This window comes from Acinetobacter sp. SwsAc4, from assembly GCF_013391535.1.
Classification (GTDB): Bacteria; Pseudomonadota; Gammaproteobacteria; order Pseudomonadales; family Moraxellaceae; genus Acinetobacter.
Window position 1 is genome coordinate 1 of sequence record NZ_JACAXC010000003.1, and the last position, 25,146, is coordinate 25,146.

At 38.2% G+C, this 25,146-nt stretch carries 21 protein-coding genes and 3 pseudogenes; 10 read left to right on the plus strand and 14 right to left on the minus strand.

Annotation, left to right across the window (positions count from 1 at the left end; genetic code table 11):
* Positions 1–654, plus strand: a pseudogene (locus tag HYG88_RS02615) (IS701-like element ISAba11 family transposase); the annotation flags it as partial.
* A 15-nt stretch (positions 655–669) separates the two neighbouring features.
* Here the strand turns inward: HYG88_RS02615 and HYG88_RS02620 are convergent.
* A pseudogene (locus tag HYG88_RS02620) lies at positions 670–987 on the minus strand (Arm DNA-binding domain-containing protein); the annotation flags it as partial.
* A 252-nt stretch (positions 988–1,239) separates the two neighbouring features.
* Positions 1,240–1,614, minus strand: a complete 375-nt coding sequence (locus tag HYG88_RS02625; RefSeq protein ID WP_005158085.1) for a diacylglycerol kinase — start codon at positions 1,612–1,614, stop codon at positions 1,240–1,242.
* Between the two features lie 191 nt (positions 1,615–1,805).
* On the opposite strand from HYG88_RS02625, the gene HYG88_RS02630 reads away from it, so the two are divergent.
* Positions 1,806–2,873: a 4-phosphoerythronate dehydrogenase gene (locus HYG88_RS02630; protein WP_178882539.1), complete on the plus strand. Its 1,068-nt coding sequence runs from the start codon at positions 1,806–1,808 to the stop codon at positions 2,871–2,873.
* The gene (gene epmA, locus HYG88_RS02635; RefSeq protein WP_178882540.1) at positions 2,870–3,853 is read left to right on the plus strand and encodes an EF-P lysine aminoacylase EpmA; all 984 of its coding nucleotides are present in this window, start codon (positions 2,870–2,872) and stop codon (positions 3,851–3,853) included. The genes HYG88_RS02630 and epmA overlap by 4 nt, the downstream gene beginning before the upstream one ends.
* Positions 3,854–3,873: 20 nt before the next feature.
* Here epmA and HYG88_RS02640 read toward each other — a convergent pair whose 3' ends face one another.
* From HYG88_RS02640 to HYG88_RS02660, 5 genes are all read right to left on the minus strand, one after another.
* Positions 3,874–5,001, minus strand: a complete 1,128-nt coding sequence (locus HYG88_RS02640) for a helix-turn-helix transcriptional regulator (RefSeq protein WP_005158079.1) — start codon at positions 4,999–5,001, stop codon at positions 3,874–3,876.
* 200 nt (positions 5,002–5,201) lie between these two features.
* A complete protein-coding gene (locus HYG88_RS02645) occupies positions 5,202–5,363 on the minus strand; it encodes a hypothetical protein (protein WP_087536989.1) in 162 nt (53 codons plus the stop codon).
* Between the two features lie 95 nt (positions 5,364–5,458).
* Positions 5,459–6,460 carry an SUMF1/EgtB/PvdO family nonheme iron enzyme gene (locus HYG88_RS02650; RefSeq protein WP_005158059.1) on the minus strand — a complete coding sequence of 334 codons (1,002 nt, stop codon included), beginning with the start codon at positions 6,458–6,460 and terminating at the stop codon, positions 5,459–5,461.
* Positions 6,457–8,136, minus strand: a complete 1,680-nt coding sequence (locus tag HYG88_RS02655) for an arylsulfatase (protein WP_178882541.1) — start codon at positions 8,134–8,136, stop codon at positions 6,457–6,459. The genes HYG88_RS02650 and HYG88_RS02655 overlap by 4 nt, the downstream gene beginning before the upstream one ends.
* A 131-nt stretch (positions 8,137–8,267) precedes the next feature.
* Positions 8,268–8,885 carry a rhomboid family intramembrane serine protease gene (locus tag HYG88_RS02660; protein WP_004663327.1) on the minus strand — a complete coding sequence of 206 codons (618 nt, stop codon included), beginning with the start codon at positions 8,883–8,885 and terminating at the stop codon, positions 8,268–8,270.
* 154 nt (positions 8,886–9,039) lie between these two features.
* Between HYG88_RS02660 and nfuA the strand changes: the two genes are divergently transcribed.
* Positions 9,040–9,678 carry a Fe-S biogenesis protein NfuA gene (gene nfuA, locus HYG88_RS02665; RefSeq protein ID WP_004663326.1) on the plus strand — a complete coding sequence of 213 codons (639 nt, stop codon included), beginning with the start codon at positions 9,040–9,042 and terminating at the stop codon, positions 9,676–9,678.
* A 227-nt stretch (positions 9,679–9,905) separates the two neighbouring features.
* Positions 9,906–12,173, plus strand: coding sequence for a TonB-dependent siderophore receptor (locus tag HYG88_RS02670; RefSeq protein WP_178882542.1), 2,268 nt, complete (start codon positions 9,906–9,908; stop codon positions 12,171–12,173).
* 25 nt (positions 12,174–12,198) lie between these two features.
* Here HYG88_RS02670 and HYG88_RS02675 read toward each other — a convergent pair whose 3' ends face one another.
* Both HYG88_RS02675 and HYG88_RS02680 read right to left on the minus strand, forming a co-directional pair.
* Positions 12,199–13,209, minus strand: coding sequence for a hypothetical protein (locus tag HYG88_RS02675; protein ID WP_005158053.1), 1,011 nt, complete (start codon positions 13,207–13,209; stop codon positions 12,199–12,201).
* A 23-nt stretch (positions 13,210–13,232) separates the two neighbouring features.
* Positions 13,233–14,246 (minus strand): alpha/beta fold hydrolase, encoded by a 1,014-nt coding sequence (locus HYG88_RS02680; protein WP_005158052.1) that lies wholly within the window; start codon positions 14,244–14,246, stop codon positions 13,233–13,235.
* Between the two features lie 236 nt (positions 14,247–14,482).
* Between HYG88_RS02680 and HYG88_RS02685 the strand changes: the two genes are divergently transcribed.
* Positions 14,483–15,097 carry a carbonic anhydrase gene (locus HYG88_RS02685; RefSeq protein ID WP_005158051.1) on the plus strand — a complete coding sequence of 205 codons (615 nt, stop codon included), beginning with the start codon at positions 14,483–14,485 and terminating at the stop codon, positions 15,095–15,097.
* A 33-nt stretch (positions 15,098–15,130) separates the two neighbouring features.
* Here the strand turns inward: HYG88_RS02685 and HYG88_RS02690 are convergent, their stop codons facing one another.
* A complete protein-coding gene (locus HYG88_RS02690) occupies positions 15,131–15,760 on the minus strand; it encodes an arylesterase (protein WP_005158050.1) in 630 nt (209 codons plus the stop codon).
* 36 nt (positions 15,761–15,796) lie between these two features.
* Here HYG88_RS02690 and HYG88_RS02695 point away from each other — a divergent pair, with 36 nt between their 5' ends.
* Positions 15,797–16,501, plus strand: a complete 705-nt coding sequence (locus HYG88_RS02695; RefSeq protein WP_034602655.1) for an ABC transporter ATP-binding protein — start codon at positions 15,797–15,799, stop codon at positions 16,499–16,501.
* A complete protein-coding gene (locus tag HYG88_RS02700) occupies positions 16,498–18,975 on the plus strand; it encodes an ABC transporter permease (RefSeq protein WP_005158033.1) in 2,478 nt (825 codons plus the stop codon). Before HYG88_RS02695 ends, HYG88_RS02700 begins: the two co-directional genes overlap by 4 nt.
* On the opposite strand, the gene HYG88_RS02705 is transcribed toward HYG88_RS02700, so the two are convergent.
* Positions 18,972–19,778 (minus strand): rhomboid family intramembrane serine protease, encoded by an 807-nt coding sequence (locus HYG88_RS02705; protein ID WP_005158030.1) that lies wholly within the window; start codon positions 19,776–19,778, stop codon positions 18,972–18,974. The genes HYG88_RS02700 and HYG88_RS02705 overlap by 4 nt on opposite strands.
* Before the next feature lie 72 nt (positions 19,779–19,850).
* Between HYG88_RS02705 and mtgA the strand changes: the two genes are divergently transcribed.
* Both mtgA and ppk1 read left to right on the plus strand, forming a co-directional pair.
* Entirely contained in the window at positions 19,851–20,525 is a 675-nt protein-coding gene (gene mtgA / locus HYG88_RS02710) for a monofunctional biosynthetic peptidoglycan transglycosylase (RefSeq protein ID WP_004663315.1), read from the plus strand.
* Between the two features lie 112 nt (positions 20,526–20,637).
* The gene (gene ppk1 / locus HYG88_RS02715; protein ID WP_178882543.1) at positions 20,638–22,716 is read left to right on the plus strand and encodes a polyphosphate kinase 1; all 2,079 of its coding nucleotides are present in this window, start codon (positions 20,638–20,640) and stop codon (positions 22,714–22,716) included.
* Between the two features lie 43 nt (positions 22,717–22,759).
* On the opposite strand, the gene HYG88_RS02720 is transcribed toward ppk1, so the two are convergent.
* The 3 genes and pseudogenes from HYG88_RS02720 to HYG88_RS02730 all read right to left on the minus strand — a co-directional run.
* Positions 22,760–23,803 carry a nitronate monooxygenase family protein gene (locus tag HYG88_RS02720; RefSeq protein ID WP_178882544.1) on the minus strand — a complete coding sequence of 348 codons (1,044 nt, stop codon included), beginning with the start codon at positions 23,801–23,803 and terminating at the stop codon, positions 22,760–22,762.
* Between the two features lie 118 nt (positions 23,804–23,921).
* On the minus strand, positions 23,922–24,623 hold the full coding sequence (locus HYG88_RS02725; RefSeq protein ID WP_178882545.1) for a VIT family protein: 702 nt from the start codon (positions 24,621–24,623) through the stop codon (positions 23,922–23,924).
* Positions 24,624–24,858: 235 nt separating this feature from the next.
* Positions 24,859–25,014 (minus strand): annotated as a pseudogene (locus HYG88_RS02730) (hypothetical protein); the annotation flags it as partial.
* Positions 25,015–25,146 lie beyond the last annotated feature (132 nt).

Genomic DNA, 25,146 nt, shown 5'->3' on the forward strand with positions numbered 1-25,146 from the left:
TTCCGAATTTATGACAAATCTGAGGGTAAAACCAAGAATGATTACTTTATGGATATGTTAAGTGAAGTACTTAGTTGGGGTGCAAAGATTCAATTTATTACAGGTGATAGTTGGTATTCATCGACTGGAAATCTAAAAACCATAAGAAAATATGGTATTCGATTTATGTTTGGTATCGACTGTAACCGTAAGGTTTCCCCAGAAAAAGGACAATGGTTTCAACTGCGTTTATTGCCAGATTTTCATCAGGGTCAAGTGGTCTGGCTCAAAGATTTTGGCTTTGTACAATTATTTAAGACTCAGTTAAAAGAACAGCAGAGGTTTTATATTGTGCATCAAGATGAAGATGATTTATTGTCCTTTGAGGGTTTTCATGAATTACATTCAAGTCATTGGAAAATAGAGCAATATCACCGAGTGATTAAACAGGTTTGTCATATTGAAAAGTTTCAAGTAAGACGATCTAAACTGATTTTGAATCATATTTTTGCAGCCTTGATGGCCTACGTCGAGATACAAAAGAACCAGTTTGAGCGGATCTTTGAAAATGTATATCGTTGGCAGAAGAAATTATTTAGACCAATCATCAAAGACTTCATTGATGACTTTATTCTCGATAAAAATCATCTCCTACCACAGAGAATCTATAAATAATAGTGCGTAAGTCCTAAATTCGTTGGCGACTAAAAGGAATGTACCATTATTTGCTTTGATTGCTTCAAGGCGTTCTTTTTTCTGGTGGCTTATTGGGTCTACTCCTTTAGCGAGTTGTTCTCGATATTCCATTGTTTTCAAGCGAGCGTATGCTAAAGTAATTTCGGGATATTGACCGATTGTGAGCATTTTTGCTTTAGTAAGAAATCGGTAGCGATAACGCCAGAATTTGCTACCAGATGGGCGGATTTCTATACAGAGTCCTGAATGATCAGCCACGCGGTATAATTCTTCACGTGGTTTTAAGCTTTTGATTTTAAGATCGTTTAGCATATGTTGTGAGTAACGGTATTTTTGAAAGTGCTTACTCACAATCTTACTCACAAAAATTGGTAATTGCATGTATCACATTGTTATGGAAAGTTAGAATAAAAATATATTTAAATCAATTGGATAGATTGTAATGTAATTTGTATTTAGTGAAGGTTAGATTATTAATTGGCATGATGTAATTAAATCTTCTTCCTAGATTAAAAAAAATCCCTGCTAATGCAGGGATTTTTTTTATTTAGAATTTATAATGACTTATCGAAATAAAATAATCATCCATGTAAAAAATATAATCGCAAGAGAAACAAATTGAGCAGCACTGCCCATGTCTTTTGCATTTTTAGAAAGTTGGTGTTTTTCTAAAGAAATACGATCAACTACAGCTTCAATTGCTGAATTAAATAGTTCAACAATAATTGCAAGCAAACAAACAGACACCATGAGTGCTTGTTCTAGGGCTGAGACATCAACAGAAAAACTGATTGGGATCAAAATTAAATTAAGCAAAAGGACTTGTCTAAAAGCGGCTTCATGGCTAAATGCAGCTTTAAACCCTGCAAGGGAATAGCCTGTTGCATTAAAAATACGTTTGATACCACTTTTGCCTTTGTAGGGAGAGTAAGGCGTCATAATAAAACTGCTTATGAAGAAAACACTACTATTATAAAATTAAAAGTAAGACAGAGGATTGGCAATAAGTCGCATGATTGCATCAAAAATGTAGTGTTTCTCGACATTTTAACTGGAACTTTCAGATTTGATTTGTCAATTTCCTTTGCGCTAAGGATAATAAGCACATACAAATCGATGGAAAGAATTGCATGAAAATTATCGCAGATGAAAATTTGGCATTTACCGATTATTTTTTTGCAGATTTTGCTGAAATACAGCATAAAGCAGGGCGCACCTTGACTCATAATGATGTCCAAGATGCCGATGCACTTTTGGTTCGCTCGGTGACTAAAGTGAATCATGCCTTAATTGATCAGACCAAGCTTCAATTTGTAGGCAGTGCGACAATTGGTACAGATCATCTTGATATTCAAGCTTTGGAACAGCAGCATATTGCATGGAGTAATGCTGCGGGCTGCAATGCGCAAGCCGTTGCTGAATATGTGATTACTGCTTTATTGCATTTGAATATCGACTTATTAGAACAAGAGAAAGCTTTTACATTAGCAATTGTTGGCTTAGGCAATGTAGGGAGTCGACTCGCAGTGATGGCTCAATTGTTGGGCTGGAATGTGATTGGCTATGACCCTTATGTGCAACTCGCTGGCATTGAAAATGTATCCTTTCAGGAGTTGTTAAAACAGGCTGATGCGATTTCAATTCATGTCCCTTTAACCTTAGCTGGTGATTATCCAACACAACATTTGTTTAATGATGCTACGTTTGCTGCAATGAAAGCATCCGCAATTTTGATTAATAGTGCGCGTGGTCCAGTGATTCAACAATCTGCATTGATGAACGATATTAAAAAAAATAATCGTAAAGTTGTCTTGGATGTCTTTGAGTTTGAACCAGAGATTCCAGCGCAATTGCTGGATTTATTGGCTTTAGCCACCCCACATATTGCAGGGTATAGCCTTGAAGGAAAAGCGAGAGGAACACAGATGATTTATGAGGCATTTTGCGATAAATTTTCTTATGAAGCCTCAAAGCGTTTTGAGAGTCAATTGCCTCAGGTGGAACAATATTTCGGGCAGCAGGATTTAAAAGCTGTGCTTAAACAACATCTTACTCAGATTTACGATCTTACTGAAGATGATAAACAATTAAGAGCTTGTGTTCAAAATGCTAAAGTTGAACAAAAAGCATTTGATTTACTTCGTAAAAATTATCCTTTACGCCGTGAATGGGCGGCACACGGTGGACCAAAAGTATGAGCCAAGATATGAAATCCTATCAACCGACTTGTTCTATTGAGGCATTAAAAGCACGTGCAGAGATGTATCAAAAGATTCGTCAGTTTTTTGCTGAGCGTAAGGTATTAGAGGTTGAAACACCTGTTTTGTCTCAAGCTGCTGTAACCGATGTTCATTTGGCATCTGTACAAGTACAACGTCATATTCATGGCAAATTAAATACTCAATACTTACAGACTTCACCTGAATTTCCAATGAAACGTTTATTGGCCAGTGGTAGTGGAGCAATTTATCAAATCTGTAAAGTATTCCGTGATGATGAGCATGGGCGTAAGCATAATAGTGAATTTACCATGCTGGAATGGTATCGACCTGGTTTAGATTTAAAAGGTTTAATGCATGAAACAGCAGATTTACTAGAAGTGTGTTTGGCACATCGTTTTGGTGAAGTCCGTCCGTATATTTTGAGTTATAAGCATGCTTTTCAAGATCGTTTAGGTATTAATCCTTTACAAGCGAATTTAAAGCAACTTAAAGAAACTGCGAATCGTGTAGGACTCAATCTTGATTTAGGAAATGATCGCTTGGGTTATATGGATTTATTGTTTTCGCATTTCGTTGAACCAAGTTTAGGCTTTGATGCACCTGTATTTTTAACTGATTTTCCGCCTGAAATGGCATCGTTGGCTAAGGTGAAAACAGATGAGGATGGTGAATTAGTCGCAGCACGCTTCGAGGTATACATTGAGGGTTTAGAGCTTGCCAATGCCTATGATGAGCTTTTAGATGCCAAAGTTTTAGCTGAACGTTTTGACGCCGATAATATCGAGCGTGCTCAACAAGGATTACCTGTTATTCCAACGGATCAACACTTGTTAGCAGCTTTACCACACATGCCAGAATGCTCAGGGATTGCACTTGGAATTGATCGTTTACTGATGGTTGCGATGAATAAGATGAAAATTGATCAAGTGATTACTTTCCCAGCGGAGATTGCTTAGAAACTTTCATCTTTACATGCTTATAAAAACTGCATCAATAATTGAATTAACTCACTTTGTCGATGCGTTTTGGTTTTCTTGAAAATCGCTTGTAGATGTTTTTTGACAGTATCAGCCTGAATATCGTGTGAGAGAGCAATTTCTTTAGTGGTTTTACCCTCAAGTAATTGCTCACATATTTTGTGTTCTACAGGTGTGAACATAAAAAGCTGAGTACATATTTCTCGTTGATATTTAGGTTTATGTTTTAAACCAGAAAATGTGGCGAGTAAAACTGGACGTAGACCAAAAATCTTGTGTGTTTTTTCTGGACTTAATAAATCCAGTGTTAAGAATAAATGATCATCAATCATCATAATTTTACTGCGTTCAGCGTAGCTTAAGTCATGATGGCGTTTATGTAGGCGTTCTAGCTCAATCAGGTTTAACTCAAATTGTTGTTGGCTACTTTCATTGAATGCAAAACGACGTTGTTTGATTTGGATCAGTTTACTATTTTCCAATAGCTGTTTTGCTTCTGTATTCAATTCAAGAATATCGCCATTCAAATTAATAATCGCAATGGGCTGATTCATTTTTTGAATTAATTGGGACCCGAGTAAGGTCATTGTCGAGTATTCAAAATGATGTCGATATTGTTGAATTTTTTGCTGTAGTATCGGTAATAATTCATAAATCGGTTGTAATTCAGAACAACTCAAAGCACCTCGTTCGGGGCTAGTCAAAAATGAAAGTATGATACAAACTTTATGATCATAAAGAATTTGTATTGCTGAACAAAAACGTAAATTTAGAGGTTTTAATACTTGTTGATAGACTTGAGTTTGAAGAATTTCATCTTCTGTGAAATGTTGAAAACAATGCATCCAACCTTGCATTGGAGCCACTAACATTTTGTTTAAGCGAGGATCATCATCTATATCTAAACGAATTTGTTTTAGTGCGGCTTGTTCAAGTTGATGTTCATCAAAATCAACGCCATGATGAACACTAAAAGATAGCGCTTGTACTTCAAGATCAACGGCGAGTAGTTGAGAGGCTTGTAGATTAAAATGTTGATTCAGTTGTTCTAATAAAATAATCCAATCATCAGCATGCTGCACCTTATTCAAGATTTCCATGACAGTGCTTTGTTGGCTTAGATCCATTCAAAAATCCCATTAAAATAAATAGAATACATTTCCATGTAGTTTATATGGGTTTTGATGAAATGAAATCAGTAACTGAAATATATTCTAGTTTTATTTATACAATTTGATGAGATGAATTATTTGAAAGAAAAAATTGAATAAACTTTATCATTTGATGAAAATGCCTAAGCCCTATCAAAGCCTAGGCGAGATTGAATTTAACAACGTCCTTTTTTAGCCTGTCCTGGAGGACAAAAATCACTATGACCATCATGGTGGTTGTCTGGATCAACAATCACACTGCCATGAGGAGTATGCACGGCACAGGCCGATAAGCTAAATGTGATTAAAGTACTGAAGCAAAGCAGTATTATTTTCATCATTGCATCCCCTTTTTATTGCTTTCCCATTTACTTTAAATTGATCCTCACTTTTCGACTAGCGTAATGACGCATGTTTTTAATAGAGATTTGTATCATTCGACTGTACGTAAAATAGTTCTAAATCCCACATGGGTTGCTGCCAAATCAAATTCTTGTGGATAACGACTACTGTTTCGATAGCGTGCGCAAAAGTTGGAGGCACATAGAAAAGAACCGCCTTTGAGTACATATTGCGTTGCGGTGCTGTTTTGTTGACGAAGTTCCGCATAATTGCCCATGTGCTGATCATGTGCGCCGTGATAAGCAGAAGAGGTCCATTCCCAGACATTACCAATCATATCGAATAACTTAAAAGCATTGGAAGCATAACAGCCGACAGGCGCTACACTTTGGAAATGATCTTCAACCGTATTATCGAAAGGAAATTCACCTTGCCAATAATTGGCTTGTGGATGTTGATGCGTATCTTGTGGCGCTTGGTGTAAAGGAGTATCACTTTTCGAACCTGCTTTGGCGGCATATTCCCATTCTTGCTCTGTAGGTAAGTCCCGACCTAACCAAACGGCATAGTGTTCAGCATCATTTTTAGTGACATAGCGAACAGGTTCAGACGGTAATGGAGGCTGACCCTGAGCACCATTCGGCGTTTTCCATGTGTAATCTGATTTCAGCTGCCACCATTGTTTTGGGTTGTTCACATCAGGTGAAAATACTGCAGCCTGTTTCTGCTTTTCTGCATCAGTGATATAGCCTGTGGCTTTGACAAAACTGGAGAATTGAGCAACTGTCACCTCGGTTTGGTCAATCCAAAAACCTGTTACTTGGCGTTGTGCTTGGCCAAAATTCAATTCATCAGGGTAGGCTAAGTTTGAACCCAGTTGAAATGAACCTTCAGGAATCCAGACCATACCTGCAGTTTTACTGTTTTGCCATGCCTCAGGTAAGCCCGAATACTGTTGGCATTGCTGTAATGAGCCCAATGGAGCTAATGTGCTGTTTTGTGTATGTGATTGAGTGGCAGCAGGCTTAACTTTGCTACAGCCTGTCACGAGGGACAGACTGATCAGTGAAACTAAAATGCATACCCATTTCATTTAAGGAAATATTCCTTAACCCCATTTTGCTGGGTATATTGATTATATACATTTATCAGCTCTTGTAATTTGGCCGGATTATCTTGAGCAAGGTTTTGCGTTTCGCCTCGATCATTTTTGAGGTTATACAATTCCCATGCACCTGTTCCGAGTTCTGATTTACCTTGTAATGCAATTTTCCAGTCCCCTTGACGGGCATATTTACTGCCATGTAATTCATCGGCAAAGCTAAAGTTAACGGGGCGGATCGCTTGCACTTTATTGTCGAGTACAGGTTTCCATGAATAGCCGCTTGGCGTATTGATTTGACGGCCTTTGTATTGACCTTGTGGGACGGCAATATTTGCGTAGTCGAGCACGGTTGGGAACACATCCAAGACTGAGGCAAAACCATGATGCATGGCTTCGGCTTTGCTTTGATAAGGGAGCTTCACAATTGCAGGTGCGGTGGTTGCACCTTCACCTGCAGTATCTTTCCATAGATGGAATGGCGCAGCACTGACTTCTGCCCAACGTGGCCCAACATAGTGATAAGAATTTGATGTTCCTACGTTATTGACGCTGTTATCAAAACCAGCTTCGGCACCGTAATTGCCACGGATAAAGCCTTCTGCACCATTGTCTGAGACAAAGAAGATTAATGTATTGTCATATAGATTATTGCGTTTTAAATATTGAATCACCCGACCGATATTGGCATCCAGATTTTCGACCATGCCTGCATAGATTTCCATTCTGCGTGCTTCTAGCATTTTTTGCTCGGTTGAAAGTTCATTCCACTTGCCATATTTTTGCGGTGCATTTTGCGTGGCAATTGGTTCAGCCGCAGTAAAATTCGCTGGAATTAAGCCAAGCTGTTTTTGACGGGCAATTCGCGCATCGCGAATCACATCATAGCCTGCGTCATAAACACCGCGATAACGATTGCGATATTCAGCGGGTGCTTGTAAAGACCAATGCGGCGCGGTGTAAGCAGCATAGGCAAAGAATGGCTTGCCTGAGTTTTTACCTGACTCGATATAACTGATCAATTTGTCTGTGAAGTAATTGGTAGAGAAGAAATCATCGGGTAAGGATGAAATCGGAACTTGTTTGCCGTCTTCCGTATACGTCGCATTACGCTTATAGGCACTCGGTGCTTGTTTAAAATGTAGGTCTAAGCCTTGCAATAACGTAAATGAGTGATCGAATCCTTTAGCATGTGCGTTGGTTGCATCGGTCAAGCCTAAGTGCCATTTACCGCTGATATAAGTTCGATAGCCATTGTCTTTCAATACTTCTGCAATAGAGAGTGAACGTTCATTTAAATAGCCCTCATAACCGGGTTGACCTTTTAGATGCTCAGGTGTGAGTTCAGCCATTGCACCAATCCCAGCTAGATGATGGTCAGTTCCCGAAATCAATTGTGAGCGTGTCGGTGAGCAGGTCGGGGCAGTATGATAGTCCGTTAAAATACGACCTGCTCGGGTCAGTTCATCAATATTGGGTGTATGAATTTCCCCACCAAAAGCGCCTAAGTCTGAATAGCCTAGGTCATCAGCCATAATGAATAAAATGTTGGGTTGCTTCTTGGTTTCAACCACAGTATTTGAATGATCAGAATCATTGCTGCAAGCTGAAATTGACAAGCTAAATAATGCAATAGAAAGTGTGCTAAAGAGACGATTATGAGACATTAGGATCGACTTAATTTTATAGAAGAATTATGACGAGTTTAGAGCGATGATTTTTATGATAAAAATAATTAAAATTTGATTGTTAATCTTAAAAAAAGAAAAGCCCCAAAAAGGGGCATGTATGATAAAAATTAAAATGGTATTTGAGTGAGTTGATTTAAAAAGTGCGGCAGCACTTTAGGTTCTAATAAAATTGTCATGACCACACCATACGCTGCTCCCCATAAGTGAGCACTATGGTTGATATTTGTGTTGCCTCTTTTGCCAGACCAAATGCTATAAGCGACATATAAAATGGCAAAAATAATGGCTGGAACGGGAATAAAGAAAACGAAAATGAGCTTCCATGGTTGAAACAGAATATAAGCAAATAACACTGCAGAAACAGCACCAGACGCACCTAAACTTGCCCAACGAATATCATGTCGATGTTTTAAATAGCTTGGTAAAATTGCTGCAATTAACCCACCTAGATAAAATAAGACAAAGCCTGTGTCATAAAAAAACTGACGATAAAAGCTTTCAATAATATTGCCAAAGAAGAACAGCGTGATCATGTTAAAGAGTAAATGAGTACCATCAGCATGAACAAAACCATGTGTAATAAAGCGGTCATACTGCCCACGTTGCAGTGCAGGTGGCCAAAAAATTAAACGATTCATCACCGTTTGATTTGAGAAGGCTAACAAGGAAATGGCAACTGTAATGATGATCAGTGTCACAGTATGACTAAAGGGTAGATGTAACATAAATGTTTTAAAATTGATCAGTGTCTCAGCAATAATGCCATTAAAAACTTAATAAACAATGATCTTGCATAGAATTCCTACAAAAATGGTTGATTTTTTTTTATTACACTCCATCTTCGGTTAAGATAACGACATCAGCTTGAGGAATATTGTTATGTCGACTGAGAACACCAACACTGCCATTGCAGAAGAAATCCCAAACCTTTTGATTACTCCATCTGCGCAAGAGTATTTAAGTGATTTATTATCAAAGCAAAATACTCCAGGGATTGGCGTTCGTGTTTTTGTAGAACATCCAGGTACACCGCGTGCAGAATGTTGTATGGCATATAGCGCACCTGATGAAGTAGTACCAACAGACTACAAACAGGAATATCCTGATTTTCCTGCTTATGTTGATGCACCATCCATTCCATATTTATTAGATGCTGTCATTGACTACAACAAAGACCGTTTTGGTGGTCAATTAACTTTCCGTGCACCAAATTCGAAAGTGCCGCGTGTTGGCCCAGATGCGTCAATTGAAGAACGAATTACCTACATTTTACAATCTGAGATCAATCCAGGTTTAGAGGGTCATGGCGGTAATTGTAGTTTAGTCGAAGTGAAAGATGATCCAGAGCATGGTCTTACTGCTGTATTGAAATTTGGTGGTGGTTGCCAAGGTTGCTCAGCAATTGATGTTACCCTTAAACAAGGTGTTGAAACGACTTTACAACAGCATGTCCCAGAATTAAAGCGTGTGGTTGACCAAACTGATCACTCTCAGTCAGAAGGTGCGTACTTCAAGTAATAAAACTTGAAATTTATTGCATTATAAAAGCCCTGAATAGGGCTTTTTTTATTGTTTATTTAATCAAAATTTATTTAATCATTATGTTCCATGAATGTGTGTTCTAAATTAAATAATGAAAATAAAAATAATAATTATTATCATTTATATTGAGTTTTATTGTTTCTTTGTTAGAATCTAGCGTACTTTTTAGCAAATCTTATGATTTATCTTAATGAGGTGGGAATATGTCTAATAAAATAGCACGCCATACATTACTCGCGACTTCAATTCTGAGTGGCATGATGGCGTTTGCATATGCAGCAGAAACTACAGTTAATCAAAGTGGATTGGTTGAAAAATCAAATGAAAATGATGTTGTTAAACTGGAGGCAATTGTTCTAACAGCAGAGGAACAAATTAAACAATCTCTCGGAGTTTCTAAGATCACTGCCGAAGATTTAGAAAAAATTCCAGTACGTAATGATATTTCTGAATACGTTCGTCGTATGCCAGGCGTTAACTTAACAGGGAATAGTGCAACAGGTCAGCGTGGAAATAATCGTCAAATTGATATTCGTGGTATGGGGCCTGAGAATACACTCATTTTGATTGATGGAAAGCCTGTGTCCTCACGTAACTCTGTACGCTATGGTTGGAAAGGAGAGCGTGACACACGGGGAGATTCAAATTGGGTGCCAGTAGAAGCAATCGAGTCTATTGAGGTTTTACGAGGTCCAGCAGCAGCTCGTTATGGTTCTGGAGCGGCGGGTGGTGTAGTCAATATTATTACTAAGAAAGTAACGAATGAGACACATGGCTCCGTTGAGCTATATACCAATCAACCTGAAGATTCCAAAGAAGGCGATTCTACTCGAGCAAGTTTCAATCTAAGTGGTCCAATCATTAAAGACATTTTATCTTATCGTTTATATGGTAATTACAATAAAACTGATGCAGATGCAGTAGATATTAATAAATCAATTGGCAGTCAGGCTGCTGGTCGAGAAGGGGTTAAAAATAAAGATATTGCTGGGCGCTTAGCTTGGCAAGCAACTGATGAACAAACAGTATTGCTTGATATTTCTTCTGGTCGCCAAGGTAATATTTATTCTGGAGACTCTCAATTAAATTCAAATGCAGAAACCGACCCAATTCTTTCTCAACTTATTGGGAAAGAAACCAATACCATGTATCGAGATAGCTTGGCGCTAACTCATGAGGGAGATTGGGATTGGGGCAAAAGTAAATTGGTTGCGCAGTATGATAAAACACGTAATAAAAGACTTCCAGAAGGTTTAGCAGGAAGTGTTGAAGGAAAAATTAATAATTTAAATGATCGTGTTACATCTAAACTAGACACGTTAAGATTAAATGGCGAGCTAAATATTCCACTTGAATATTATCTGCCACAAGCATTGACCTTGGGTGTCGAGTGGGTGGAAGACAAATTCACTGATCAGACCTCTACAACACAAGGTAAGGATCAAAGTGGTGCTGGCTATGGCGATCAGCTTGCTAAAGGTGATCGTAGTAAAATGGAATCACGAATTGCATCGGCATATATTGAAGATAACTTCAAAGTTACAGATATGACCGATGTTGTGGTCGGTTTACGTTTTGATGATCATAGTAAATCAGGCTCAAACTGGAGTCCAAGTTTAAACATAACGCAAAAATTAAATGATCATTTTACTTTGAAAGGGGGGATTGCCAAAGCCTATAAAGCCCCGAATATGTACCAAAATGCTGAAGGTTATTTATTAAGTACCAATGGTAATGGTTGTCCTGCAAATATTGCTTCGCGCTGTTTATTACAAGGTAATGGCGATTTAAAACCAGAAACTTCAATCAACAAAGAAATTGGGATTCAATTCCAAAAAGATGTTGTGAATGCCAGCTTAGCTTGGTTCCGTAATGATTATAAAAATAAGATTGTTGCTGGAACAGACATTGTTGGGACTGTGAATGGTTCAAGTACAAATGCAAACGGAGGGGTTACGCAAACGACTTGGAATATTCTTCGTTGGGATAATACACCAGAGGCATTGATTCAAGGGTTTGAAGGGAGTTTAGGACTAGATTATGGCAATATCCGCTGGACCAACAATTTCACTTATATGATGGACTCTAAGGATAAGAAAACAGGAAATCCTTTGTCACTTGTTCCAAAGTATACGATTAACTCAATTTTCGATTATGACATCACGGATCAATTGGATGTGAATTTTGTTTACACTCAATATGGTCGTCAAAAATCACGTCAATTCGCAGAAAATAGGATTGAAGCAGGTGTGGGTTCAGGTGGTACAAGTAGTGCGATTAAGCCAAGTGATGTAAAAAGTTATAGCTTAGTCGGTTTAAATATGGGCTATAAATTTAACAGCCAATTCAGCACTCGTCTTGGTGTAAGTAATTTATTTGACAAACAAATTTTAAGAGATAGTAATTCAATCAGTCAAACATACAACGAACCAGGTCGGGCTTATTATGCAAGTTTAAAATATTCATTCTAAGCAAACGACGATAAAACAAGGCACTTTAAGTGCCTTGTTTTTTTAGTATTTCATGGACTTGTTCTGAGTAATAAAATTTTTCTAGATGTGCGCGTGCTCGTTGTCTTAAATACCCAGTTTGAATCACTTGCTGTAGCACGGGTGTAAGTAAATTATTCAATTCATTCTGAATTAAATCTTCATCAATATTTAGATCACGCAGTAACAAATCGAAAGTTCTCTCTTGGTTTCTTGCGTACCATGCATAGACCCCATCATGAATCTGCTGTTTCAAGTAAGGCGTTTGGCGAATATGATCCCAAATTTCATGACCTAATCCCACAGTTTGAGGTAGGTCTTGGACTTCAAAGTAATTTCGCAATACTGAAATCGGCATCAGTTTGATTTTATGCCAAAGATTTGCTTGGAAGTGATAGAGCTTGTCATCATTAAAATGTTGATTCAAAACTTTTTCGCTCATTTGGCTAATTTTTAAAATATTCTTTTGCAAATAATGACCAATCGTTTCATTCAGGTTGGAATCCGTAACGGTTTCTAAAACGGATTTTCCCATTTTCATGAAATGTCCTACGCCAGGAACGCGTTTAGACATGACCGAATTATCTAAGTAATCTTGGATGGAGTGTTGTATAAGCTGCGTAATCAAGGCTGAAAAGGCTGGATTATTGACGATAGTTTGAATTAAACGTTGCCGATGTCCAGCTTTTCCTGCGACGTATTGTGCAATTGAGTCGATGGTTAATACAGGCATAACCTCTTCAATTGTGGTGCTATCGTTCAGCGGATGAATCAATGCAAAACGAATATGCTCAGCAATTTGCTCAATGAGAAATGGACTGGCGGGCGTTGCAAGAATTTGCTTTTCGATCAGTTTAAAAATCTGTTCAAATGACCAAATATGTTGTAGCTGTTGCAACCGTAACCAATGATAGAATTGCTTAAACTCATATTGAATGGTTTCTGATTGTGAAAACTCTTGATCTAAAAAATCAAGTTGCGCATCAATTAGCTGTTCTATCATTGGATGTTTAGACATAAAACCTCAAATTCTTACTAAACTTATGGAGATGGTGCAGTTGCAGGCTTTTGTGTCTGGATTTTGCTCAAGAAAGGTAGATATTGTTGAACCACCAATTGATCTGCTTCCAAAATTGGCATATGTCCCACATTATCTAAAATCACAGGTGCTTGCGCATTTTTCAATAATGATTTTAACTCAGGTGCCACTTCGACATTAATAATTTTATCTTGCTTGCCCCATAAAATCAGGGTGGGTGCATCAATTGATTTTGCAAGCAGAGCAAAAGAATCAGGAGTAAACAGTTTATTAAGTGCGATCAATTGATCCACTATTTTTTGAGTTTGCTCAACTTGACCAATCATCATTTTTTCCTGTGCTTGAGCAATTTCTTTTGGAATAAATGGCGGAGCATACATCGCCTGTTGCATCAAGAAATTAAAGTCACCTTTTTTACTGACGATCATGTTTTTCAAATGTTTCGGATCTTTTAGATAAGGCGTTGTTGCTGCTTTGTACACACCAGCAGCATCGACCAAGAATAGGCTTTTCGTTTCAAAAGGATATTGACCTGCGTATAGCATTGCAATCGATCCACCAAGTGAGTGACCTGCAATATGTGCTGGCCCTGTCAAATTTGCGGCTTCGATAAAACGACGTAATTTTTCAGTCACATTAGGAACTGAATAATCAAAGTCTTTAGGAACTTGCGTTTCGCCACTCGCTGGTAAGTCAGGGATAATAACATGGTAATTTGCGGTTAATGCATGTGCGACACGATTCCAGTTATCACGACTACCTGCTAAACCATGAATTAAAATAACAATAGGTTTTCCTGCTTGACCACCTTCACTATATGACCAGCTAATATCTCCTACTTTTAATGTCTTGGTCTGTAAGCCAGCCCAAGCACGTTCTTGTTGTAATACATTTTGGAAACTCATTTCTATTTCAGCAGCTTGAGTAGAACTTACAGCAATTGTTGCTAAGCTGAATGAGAGCAAAGTGGCAGTGATCGTTTTTCGGAATGGTGTTGAAAACAGTGTTTTGGTCATGATTGTTCTATCCTTGATTTATTTTTAAACCAGTTGATTATTGTAGAAGTTTGGAATGCAGTCATTTGCATAATCTACAGATGTATGGAAATTCTTGCCAATAAAATGATTAATTTTCCATTATTTTTCTTGATATCAGGACACTCAATTGTCTGAGAGTTTTTATTTTTGTCAGTGACAATCTAGCATACTCACATTAAACTAGTTTTTCATGTCAATCATAGATGGATGTACGCATGCTCACCGCTCAAGAAGCCTTAGAACGTTTAAAATCTGGTAATGCTCGTTTTGTTAAAGGGGAAATGACCCAGCAAAAATTGCTCACTCACCAAGAGCGTGCTGAAATGGCAAGTGAACAAAATCCTTTTGCTATCGTCTTAGGATGTTCTGATTCTCGAGTGCCTGCGGAAATGGTATTTGATCAGGGGTTAGGTGACTTGTTTGTTATCCGAGTTGCTGGAAATATTGTTGCACCCTCTCAGGTTGGTAGCGTTGAATTTGCTGCTGAACGTTATGATTGTGCTGTGGTTGTTGTATTAGGACATAGTCATTGCGGTGCGATTCAAGCAACGATTGATACACTCAAACATCCGGATCAAGCACCATCTTCAAACTTGATGTCAATCGTAAATCGTGTACGCCCATCTGTTGAAATCTTAATGCAAACTGAGTTAAAGGATGATTTGAAAAAATTGTCTGCGCATGCAGTACGTTCAAATGTATTTGCTTCAGTGAATCAGCTACGTCATGGCTCAGCTGTATTAGAGGGTTTGATTGAAAAAGGCAAAATGATTGTTGTTGGCGCAGAATATTCGCTTGAGACAGGTGAAGTGACATTCTTTGATTTTTAATTAAAATCTCAGACTCTAAAAAATAAGAGGTGCCTAAAGGGCACCTTTTATGTATGGATAAGCTAAATTTAATAGAATAGGTTGAGCTTTAGCATTTGGGTGAATTTGATCGTTTTGAATTAAATTTTTATGTCCAGCGATCCCTTCTAAAAAGAAAGGCAATAGCTTGACCTTATATTGCTGGCTTACAACTTTATAATTTTTTTCAAAAGCGCTGCTATACGCCGTCCCATAATTGGGTGGTATTTTCATGCCAAATAGTAAAACAGAAGCTTTCTGCTTTTGGCTGAGTTGTACCAATTGTGCTAAATTTTTTTGAATCATTTGAGGGGGTTGACCTCGTAAGCCATCATTTCCACCTAACTCAATTACAACAATTTCAGGCTGATAAGTTTGTAATAATTTAGGCAATCTTGCCAAAGCACCACTTGTAGTTTCACCACTGACGCTTGCATTGACCACTTTATGCTGTTTCGGATACTGTTGATCTAAACGCTGTTGTAATAGGTTTACCCAGCCTTGTTTGGCATCTATGCCATAACCTGCACTGAGACTGTCACCCAAAATTAAAATAGTCTTTGCTGATGCGAAAGCGGGTAATGAGCAAATCGTGATGATTCCAAATGTTTTGGATAGCGAAAATAAAACTTTAGATATTTGCATTGCACTTTAAATTTGTCCTAAAGGATACGTGACATGATGCCACAGCCGATTATTTCTGCCCAAAAAGTTACACAAAATATCCACATTAATCAGCAAACATTAACCATCTTAAAAAATATCGATTTAGATATTTATCAGGGGGAACAGATTGCGATTACAGGTCGTTCAGGTTCTGGAAAATCCACTCTATTGGGTATTCTAGCAACACTTGATCGACCAAGTATGGGCGAATTGTGGGTCTGTGGACAAGCGGTGCATACTTTAACTGAAGAGCAGCGTGCTCAGGTTCGTTTAGAAAATATTGGTTTCGTGTTTCAATCTTTTCAGCTTTTACCACAGCTCAGTGCACTCGAAAATGTGATGTTACCCTTACGTCTTCAGCCTGATTTCAATTTTAGGCAAGCTGAAAGTAAGGCATTGCAATGGCTAGAGCGTGTTGGATTAGTTCGCCAAGCACAGCAAACGCCTAAAGTTTTATCGGGTGGTGAGCAACAACGTGTTGCGATTGCTCGAGCCTTAATTGCTGAGCCTAAGATTATTTTTGCAGATGAACCGACAGGTAATCTGGACGGGCAAACCGCAGCAGAAATTGAGCAACTGTTATTTGATTTAAACAAAGAACTCGGAACAACTTTAATCCTTGTAACGCATGATCAAAATTTAGCAGCCTTGTGTCAACGGCATGTCAAATTGCTTGATGGTCAAATCCAAGAAATTGTAAAAGTGCAGGAGGGTGTATGAGTTCAGTTCTCAAACCACTACTTTTGCAAAGTTTCCGCACAGGAGGGTTATATTTACTGATTATTGCCCTGTCTTTAGCTATAAGTGCCACCACCGCATTAAAATTTAGTAATACTCAAGTTCAAAATGCCGTTTCATTGCAAGCTGCCGAAATGCTCGGTGCAGATTTAGTTCTGTCTGATAATGACCCTATCCAATCAAAGTGGGTACAAAATGCCCAACAACTTCATCTAAAACAGACACCTGTCACTTTGTTTGGATCAATGGCACATACCCAAGACCAATTTGTGATGGTCAATGTCAAAGCTGTCGATGAGCATTTTCCACTGCGTGGTAAATTAGAGATTCAACCGAGAGCGAAATCTATTCAACAAGGTGAAGTTTGGTTAAGTCCAAGAGCAATTGATCTGTTAAAAGTAAAACTGGGGGATCAGGTTGCAATTGCTGATGGAAAATTTAAAGTAACAGGCATTATTGAGCATGATTCTAATCAGGAGTTGGGCTTTTCAGGTTTTTCACCGACCGTGATTATTCATCAAGCAGATATTGCGAAAACAAATGCTATTCAGGTTGGGAGTCGGATTGATTATCGATTATTAATGGCAGGTGAGCCAAAACAAGTTGAAACATTTAAGACCATCTTTAAACAAGAAACCAAGCTTGAAGCTGATCCACATAATCAACAAGCAGAGAATAGTGAACAAAGCACACTGAAACTACGTGATGCGAGTCAGTCCAATACCCGTTTGATGAAACCTATTGAAAATCTGGATACCTTTCTACAGCTTGCCAACCTCTTAACCATTCTATTGTGTGGGATTGCGATTGCTTTAACCAGCCAACGTTATGTGCAACAAAATCAGGATCATATTGCTTTGATGCGTTGTCTCGGTGCGAGTAAACGACAGATATTAGTCGCTTATATGATATTGCTTGCGATTGTCAGTGCCTTATCAATTGTGATTGGAAGCTTAATCGGAATCGCGTTGGGATACGGTTTGTTGCAATTGATGTTGCAACTGATTCCACAATTGCAACTCAGCTTTGCTATTGCTGATTTGCTTATGGCATTACCCATTGCAATTTTTACCAGTGTCATGGTGCTGATTGGTTTCATTTTGCCAAGTATTTGGGAATTATTGAATACGCCACCGATTCGTGTCATTCGTCAGCAAGAGCGTTCACGTAAGTCCTACATGATGATGTTTAGTGTCGGTATTGTGAGTTTGGTCATCTTTAGTTTGGTGCTGAGTGATAATTTAAAATTAAGTTTATTGGTCTTATCTGCCATATTAGTACTTTGTGTGACTCTATTTGCTGTGATTTGGTCATTACTGAGAGTAATTAAGCAGTTGAAACATCCCTTATCTGCTTATGTTCGAATCCCACATCAGACAGCCTTGCAAATCACAGCGCTTGCATTAGGTCTCAGCTTAATAACAGTTCTAAGTGTTTTAAGAACGGATTTATTAGAGCGTTGGCAGCAGCAATTGCCTGAAGGTACACCGAATCAGTTTGTCTACGGTCTACCACCATTTGATATGCCACAGTTCAAACAACAGCTTGAGCAGAATAAGTGGCAATCAACACCTCTATATCCCAATATTCGGGGACGCTTGATTGCTAAAAACGGTCAGGCTTTCAGTACTGAACTGATTCAACAAAATAATTCCTTACGCCGTGAATTGAATCTAACTCAAGCGGAGCGTTATCCAAAAGATAATCTGATTACTCAAGGGAACCCAAAGTTCACCCAAGTTGGGCAAGTGTCGGTAGAAGAAAAATTGGCTACTGAATTAGGGATTAAAGTGGGGGATCAACTGAGTTTTAGTTTGCCTGAAGGATCATTGGATGCCAAAGTGATTAACCTACGTTCAGTTGAGTGGGAGAGTTTTAGTCCTAATTTTTTCTTTATTTTTTCGCCCAAAACCATGGATGAAAATGCAGGAAGCTATTTAGGTAGTTTTTATGTCCCTACTGCGGATCAGCCGAAAATGGTACGCTTGATTGAACAATTTACCAATACCGTATTTATTGATGTGGGGCGTGTATTAGATGAAGTGAAACGCTTAATGAATATATTGGTTCAGGTGGTGACAGTACTGGCAATATTGGTTGGTTTGTCAGGTATCTTGGTTTTAATTGCATGTTTGAATGTTTTAATGGATGAGCGCCGTAAAGAAGTGGCGTTATTACGATCTTTTGGTGTCGCAAAAAATAAATTAAAACAGATGCTCAGTTTAGAAATTGGTTTTATTGGCTTGGTGGCAGGAATTGTAGCATGTCTTTTTGCTGAAGTGATTAGTGCGATTGCCAGTTACAAGATGCAAATGGCAATCCAATTTCATCCTGAAATTTGGTTAATTTTACCGCTCAGTATGATGCTGGTATGTATGTTGATTGGTCGATACCGACTCAGTTATTTATGTGATATTCCACCTTTACAAAGTCTGAGAGAAATTAATCAATCTTAAAAGCTTAACTGGTTTTGGCGCAGGATTTCATTCCATAGAGAATTAAGTCCTGTGCTTAACTCATTACAGTAAACATAAAATCCGAGCGTTAATAAACTACCTAAAACCAGTGCAATGATTTGTAAGATAACTCGATGTTGAGTTTTATGACTGAAATACCAAGAGCCTGCAAGTAAAGCACCCATGATCATTCCACCGATATGTGCTGCATTATTAATACCTGAAACAGTAAAACCAAAGGCAAGGTTAATGCCCATAATTAATAATAATGACTTGTTATCTAACCAAAAACGTTGTTGGGGTAAAGGTGGAAATAAAGAAACCGTTGTGAGCGCAGCACCTAAGCCCATCACTGCGCCAGATGCACCAGCACTGATATGTGGCAGTAATTTGGGATCGAAATGTTGTAATAATTCATAGCCGTCACGAATACTGAGATAACTGGAAAGAACGCTACCCATTAAACCCGCGAGAAAATACAGCGCAATATAATAACGACGACCAAAAAGTGGTTCAGCAACACTTCCAAAAATATACAGTGCCCACATATTCAGCATTAAATGGATTAGACCGAAATGGAAAAACATACTGCTAAACAGACGTTCAGGCTGTCCAGAGAAGGTGAGTGGTGTAAAATCTGCTCCCCAAGTAATTGCATCCATAGGGGAAGGGTCGGTAATATTCACACCTGAAAGAATTTGCCAGCCAAATAAACCAACATTGATGGCAATTAATAATGCTGTAAACCACCATATCTGTATTTGCAACTTTTGAGTAATTTGTGGTGGAGTGGTTTCAGTCATATGTTTATGCAAGTTATTACGATATAAAAATAGCTTAGCATGAATTTGTTGCCCAAGGAGTGATGCGCTTTAATGAAAGCCTTTTTAGCACGTGCAGTAATGTTGATTATCGGTATCATTCTTCTCATTCAGCTTTGGATTTTTAGTAGCTTGGTGTGGTGGAGAACGCAGCCTGTTGAAACAACGATGTTTATGCGTTGGGATTACCTGACTGACTTTAAGCCAATTCAACAAGACTGGCGTGATTATGATGATATTAGTGATAACTTTAAGCATGCAATTTTGGCTGCGGAAGATGCCAAATTTATTCATCATCATGGTTTCGATTGGGCTGGGATTCAGTTTGCATTAGAGCGTAATAATGAAAAAGGGGAAGTCGTTGCAGGCGGTTCTACGATTTCTCAACAGCTAGCAAAAAACTTATTCCTTTATAATCAGCGTTCATTTATTCGTAAGGGGCAGGAAGCTGTTGCTACATGGATGATGGAACGTATGTGGTCAAAACGTCGAATTTTAGAGGTTTATATGAATTCGGTCGAGTTTGGTCAAAATATCTATGGTGTTGAAGCTGCTGCACAATTTTATTATGGTAAGAGCTCGAAAAGTTTAACACGTGAGCAAGCTGCTTTTTTAGCTGCTTTACTACCAAATCCTAAGTATTATCAAGACCATCGCAATGATCATAAGTTGCAGTTTCGTAAGCGTGTGATTTTAAGGTATATGAATAGTACACAAATTCCACAATAATTCAGATAAATAAAAAAAAGCTCAATATTTTTGGGCTTTTTTACCAAATTGACATAATTTTGCAGCATACTTAAACCGTGTTTTGATGAATGATAAAGCGACAAGGTTCAGTATGAATACTGCAGTGACGACAACAACGCCAACAGAATATACTTATAATGATCGATATATAAATCGTGAACTTTCTATTCTCGATTTTCATTTACGCGTACTTGAGCAAGCAGTTGATCCTCTCCACCCATTATTAGAAAGAATGAATTTCCTGCTTATTTTTTCAAGAAATTTAGATGAATTTTTTGAAATTCGTGTTGCAGGAATGATGGAGCAATTAACTTTAGGCAATGAAAGTCGTACACCAGATGGTTTGACCCCTAAGCAAGTGCTCGATCAAATTTCTAAAACAGCACATGCTGCGATTGAACGACAATATCGTATTTTAAATGAACAAATTTTACCAAAATTGCGTGAGGAAGATATTTGCTTCTTACGTCGTGGCGAATTGACCCCAGCACAATCTGCATGGATTAAAAAATACTTCCAAGAACAAGTTGCGCCTGTTTTAACACCGATTAGTCTTGATCCAGCACATCCATTTCCACGTTTAGTCAATAAAAGTTTGAACTTTATTGTCACGCTGGAAGGTAAAGATGCTTTTGGTCGTCAGATTGATCTTGCTGTAGTGCCTGCGCCTCGCTCTTTACCTCGTGTGGTTCGTTTACCCGATGAGCTTACGGATGGTAAAGAACATCATGTCATGTTATCTGCGATTATCCATGAACATGTTTCAGATCTATTCCCAGGTATGACGGCAACAGGTTGTTATCAATTCCGTGTGACGCGTAATGCCGATTTAGCCTTAAATGAAGATGTTGAAGATTTAGCAAAAGCTTTAAAAGGTGAGTTAAGTTCACGTCGTTTTGGACGTGCCGTTCGTTTAGAAGTTACGCATAATTGTCCAAAGCATATTTATGAATATTTGTTGGATGAATTTGATTTAGAAGAAGAACAGCTTTATCGCGTAGACGGTCCTGTAAATTTGGCTCGATTACTTTCTAATTTTAAACGTCCACATTTACGCTATGACTCGCATACGCCAGTGGTTCCAAAAGTATTCAAGAAGACTGAAAGTATTTTTGCTGCGATGCAAAAGCAAGACATTTTATTGCATCATCCATTTGAATCATTTGCGCCTGTAATTCAATTATTGCGTGAAGCAGCACGTGATCCGCAAGTTTTGGCAATTAAACAAACACTTTATCGTAGTGGTGCAGATTCAGAAATTGTTCAAGTTCTTGCCGAAGCGGCTCGCAATGGTAAAGAAGTCACTGCTGTGATTGAGTTACGTGCTCGTTTTGATGAAGAATCAAATATTGAAGTTGCAAATGTATTGCAAGAAGCGGGTGCCGTAGTTGTTTATGGCATTGTTGGTTATAAAACGCATGCCAAAATGATTTTAGTGGTACGCCGTGAGAATAATAAATTAGTACGTTATGTACATTTGGGTACAGGGAACTACCATGCCACGAATGCACGTATTTACACCGATTATGGTCTAATGACTACAGATAAAGATTTGTGTGAAGATGTACATCGGATTTTCCAAGAGCTTACGGGCATGGGGAAAATGGCAAAACCGAAAAAGTTATTGCATGCACCATTTACATTACATGCTCAACTAATCAACTATATTGATGAAGAAATTGCGAATGCCAAAGAGGGTAAATCGGCGCAGATTATTGTAAAAGTGAATGCGTTAACCGAAGTCCAACTGATCAATAAATTGTATGAAGCATCGCAAGCAGGTGTACAAATTGATTTAATTATTCGTTCAATTTGTTGCTTACGTCCGGGTCTCCCGAACTTGTCAGAGAATATTCGTGTTCGCTCAATTGTGGGAAGATTCTTGGAACATACACGAGTTTATTATTTTAGTAATAATGGTAATCCTCGTATTTATTGTTCAAGTGCAGATTGGATGGATCGTAATTTATTTAATCGTGTAGAAGCATGTTTCCCGATTGAAGATTCTGCACTGAAAAAGCGTATTTATCAATTAGGTTTAATGAATTATTTAAAAGACAATCAGCAAGCTTGGTTATTACAAGGTGATGGTGTCTGGGATCGCGCTAAACCAGCTCAGGGTGAGGAACCGCACAACGCGCAACACACATTACTTGATGCGATTAAATAAATCTAAAAAACCGACCCTAAGGTCGGTTTTTTGTAAATATAGATTAGTTGGTTTTAATTTCTAAGACCAACTGATTGACTAAATCGGCAGCTTCCAACTCTCTAATTTGTGCTACATTGCTCCCCGCCCAAAATGCGCCATAACTAAAATCTTGGTGGGTATTTGCAATACTCATGAGTTGTTTAGCTAGATCATAAGTATAAGGATAGGCTGGCGTTTGAGGTCGATTTGGTGAGTCAATCAGTATGTGCCAAGTCCCTACTAAACCGCGTGCTGGACGACCTGATAAGCTTGAACTGATCTGTGTAATAGATTGACTGAATAAAGCTTTTCGATAGGCTGCATTCGCATTGGAACTTTTACATTGCACAAATGCCGTACCCAATTGAACAGCAGCAGCACCTAATTTCAACATCGATTTTGCTTGATCACCATTCATAATACCGCCAGCAGCTACGACAGGTAATTTACAATGTGTTGAGAGCAGTTGCACAAGATCACTGGTTTTAATGGCTGCATCAAAAGTTTGATTAAAAATACCTCGGTGTCCTCCAGCTTCAATGCCTTGAGCAATAATAATATCAATACCCGCCGCTTCGATTGCCTGAGCCTCAATGAGATTGGTTGCAGAAACCATGGTGATAATTTCAGCTTGTTTTAAGGCTTCAATTTGATGAGGGTGTGGAATTCCAAAATGAAAACTCACAGCTTTGGGGCGAGTTTCAAGTACAACGTTCAGGAAATCATTATTATCTAAAAAGCTTGGGTAGATACAATCCAATTCAGTCGGAGGTTCTGCTCCGAATTTTTCAAATTCAGGACGAATATAATTAATCCACTGTTGAGCAACTTCTGGATCGAGTTGTTCTGATTGATGGCAGAAAAAATTAACTTGAAAAGGGTGGTCAGTCAGTTCTTGAGTTTTAATAATTTGTTGTTTTGCTGTCTCTGCTGAATTTGCCCCAAGTCCCAAAGAACCTAAAGCACCTTGATTAGAAACTTCAGCAGCAAGCTCTGGTGTTGATACACCAGCCATTGGAGCAAGGAAAATAGGATGTTTTATTTCTAATAATTCTAAAATTGACATGATTTATATACTCTTTAGCTTTTCTATCACCATAACGTAAAAACAAAAAGCCCTGCAAATAATAATCAGTATTTAATTATTGAATACTAATCTTTTAAAATACCGAGTCACACAGAAATTAAATGCCAGTCACATGGAACAATGAGCCGACCCAACTCGAAAATGCCATGGCTAAAATGCCCCATAAGGTAATACGTAGACTACCTTTTAGCATTGATGTTCGAGCAAAATAACTGGATAACGCTCCCAATAATGCGAGTGAGACGATACCTGTAATTAAAACTGAGCGAGCGACCCATGAACTTGGGCTGAGTAAAATGGCAAGCATAGGAAGTACAGCACCACATGAAAAGGAAGCAGCAGAAGAGAGCGCTGCTTGAATCGGATTCGCAGCAGTATTTTCATGTATGCCAATTTCATCACGGGCATGTGCCCCAAGTGCATCATGTTCTGTGAGTTGTATGGCAACTTCATGTGCCAATTCAGGTTTTAGACCTCTCGAAATATAAATTTCAGTCAGTTCTTTCAATTCTGCATGCGGATTTTTTTCAAGTTCAGTTGCTTCAAATTTTAAGTCTGATTTTTCAATATCTTCTTGAGATTTTACCGAAATATATTCTCCAGCCGCCATCGAGGTTGCACCTGAGATCAGTCCAGCAATACAGGTGACCAAGAGTGTTTGCGAACTCGCACCACTGGCTGCCATCCCCATAATTAAACTTGTGACAGAAATAATGCCATCATTTGCGCCGAGCACGGCAGCACGCAGCCATCCTGAGCGTTGTATGACATGAAGTTCTTGATGGTATGACAAAGACATAATGGCTCTCTTTTTATATATGTAAACGTAATTATTGGGGCAAATAGATGAATCATTATGAGCAGAATTTTATGACGATTCATCAACTTAACTTACTTATAAAGTAACTTATTTTAACGATAGCAGCATAGTGATTTAGTTATTATATGTGAATAGTTTAACATTTTTATAGGTGTGAAATTGATTTTGTATAAGCTATCGAGTTGGTATTTTGAGTTGAGATCGGCTTTATTGCACCAATATTTAAAAATGCGCCTGCAACCAATAATAAAATTAAAAAAATCCAACTGCTTCTGTAACTCGCAGGTAACCATTCATAAGCAACGATACCCATAAATATTTGAGCTGCGATAGTCCATAAGATGAGTGCTGATGCTGGATTATTTTGCATAGCTATTTTATTTTAACGAATTCTTTTCTGATTAACTTAACACCATATTAATCTGGTTTTTGATTGTTTTATGTTGTTGGTTTGATGAACTGTTTATTTGTGCGATTAAAAAATGATTACTCAGCAAATTTA

Bases quoted from the DNA above. Each gene is read 5' to 3' on its own strand.
- HYG88_RS02625 (WP_005158085.1), bottom strand. From the start codon at position 1,614: ATGACGCCTTACTCTCCCTACAAAGGCAAAAGTGGTATCAAACGTATT.
- HYG88_RS02630 (WP_178882539.1), top strand. From the start codon at position 1,806: ATGAAAATTATCGCAGATGAAAATTTGGCATTTACCGATTATTTTTTT.
- epmA (WP_178882540.1), top strand. From the start codon at position 2,870: ATGAGCCAAGATATGAAATCCTATCAACCGACTTGTTCTATTGAGGCA.
- HYG88_RS02640 (WP_005158079.1), bottom strand. From the start codon at position 5,001: ATGGATCTAAGCCAACAAAGCACTGTCATGGAAATCTTGAATAAGGTG.
- HYG88_RS02645 (WP_087536989.1), bottom strand. From the start codon at position 5,363: ATGAAAATAATACTGCTTTGCTTCAGTACTTTAATCACATTTAGCTTA.
- HYG88_RS02650 (WP_005158059.1), bottom strand. From the start codon at position 6,460: ATGAAATGGGTATGCATTTTAGTTTCACTGATCAGTCTGTCCCTCGTG.
- HYG88_RS02655 (WP_178882541.1), bottom strand. From the start codon at position 8,136: ATGTCTCATAATCGTCTCTTTAGCACACTTTCTATTGCATTATTTAGC.
- HYG88_RS02660 (WP_004663327.1), bottom strand. From the start codon at position 8,885: ATGTTACATCTACCCTTTAGTCATACTGTGACACTGATCATCATTACA.
- nfuA (WP_004663326.1), top strand. From the start codon at position 9,040: ATGTCGACTGAGAACACCAACACTGCCATTGCAGAAGAAATCCCAAAC.
- HYG88_RS02670 (WP_178882542.1), top strand. From the start codon at position 9,906: ATGTCTAATAAAATAGCACGCCATACATTACTCGCGACTTCAATTCTG.
- HYG88_RS02675 (WP_005158053.1), bottom strand. From the start codon at position 13,209: ATGTCTAAACATCCAATGATAGAACAGCTAATTGATGCGCAACTTGAT.
- HYG88_RS02680 (WP_005158052.1), bottom strand. From the start codon at position 14,246: ATGACCAAAACACTGTTTTCAACACCATTCCGAAAAACGATCACTGCC.
- HYG88_RS02685 (WP_005158051.1), top strand. From the start codon at position 14,483: ATGCTCACCGCTCAAGAAGCCTTAGAACGTTTAAAATCTGGTAATGCT.
- HYG88_RS02690 (WP_005158050.1), bottom strand. From the start codon at position 15,760: ATGCAAATATCTAAAGTTTTATTTTCGCTATCCAAAACATTTGGAATC.
- HYG88_RS02695 (WP_034602655.1), top strand. From the start codon at position 15,797: ATGCCACAGCCGATTATTTCTGCCCAAAAAGTTACACAAAATATCCAC.
- HYG88_RS02700 (WP_005158033.1), top strand. From the start codon at position 16,498: ATGAGTTCAGTTCTCAAACCACTACTTTTGCAAAGTTTCCGCACAGGA.
- HYG88_RS02705 (WP_005158030.1), bottom strand. From the start codon at position 19,778: ATGACTGAAACCACTCCACCACAAATTACTCAAAAGTTGCAAATACAG.
- mtgA (WP_004663315.1), top strand. From the start codon at position 19,851: ATGAAAGCCTTTTTAGCACGTGCAGTAATGTTGATTATCGGTATCATT.
- ppk1 (WP_178882543.1), top strand. From the start codon at position 20,638: ATGAATACTGCAGTGACGACAACAACGCCAACAGAATATACTTATAAT.
- HYG88_RS02720 (WP_178882544.1), bottom strand. From the start codon at position 23,803: ATGTCAATTTTAGAATTATTAGAAATAAAACATCCTATTTTCCTTGCT.
- HYG88_RS02725 (WP_178882545.1), bottom strand. From the start codon at position 24,623: ATGTCTTTGTCATACCATCAAGAACTTCATGTCATACAACGCTCAGGA.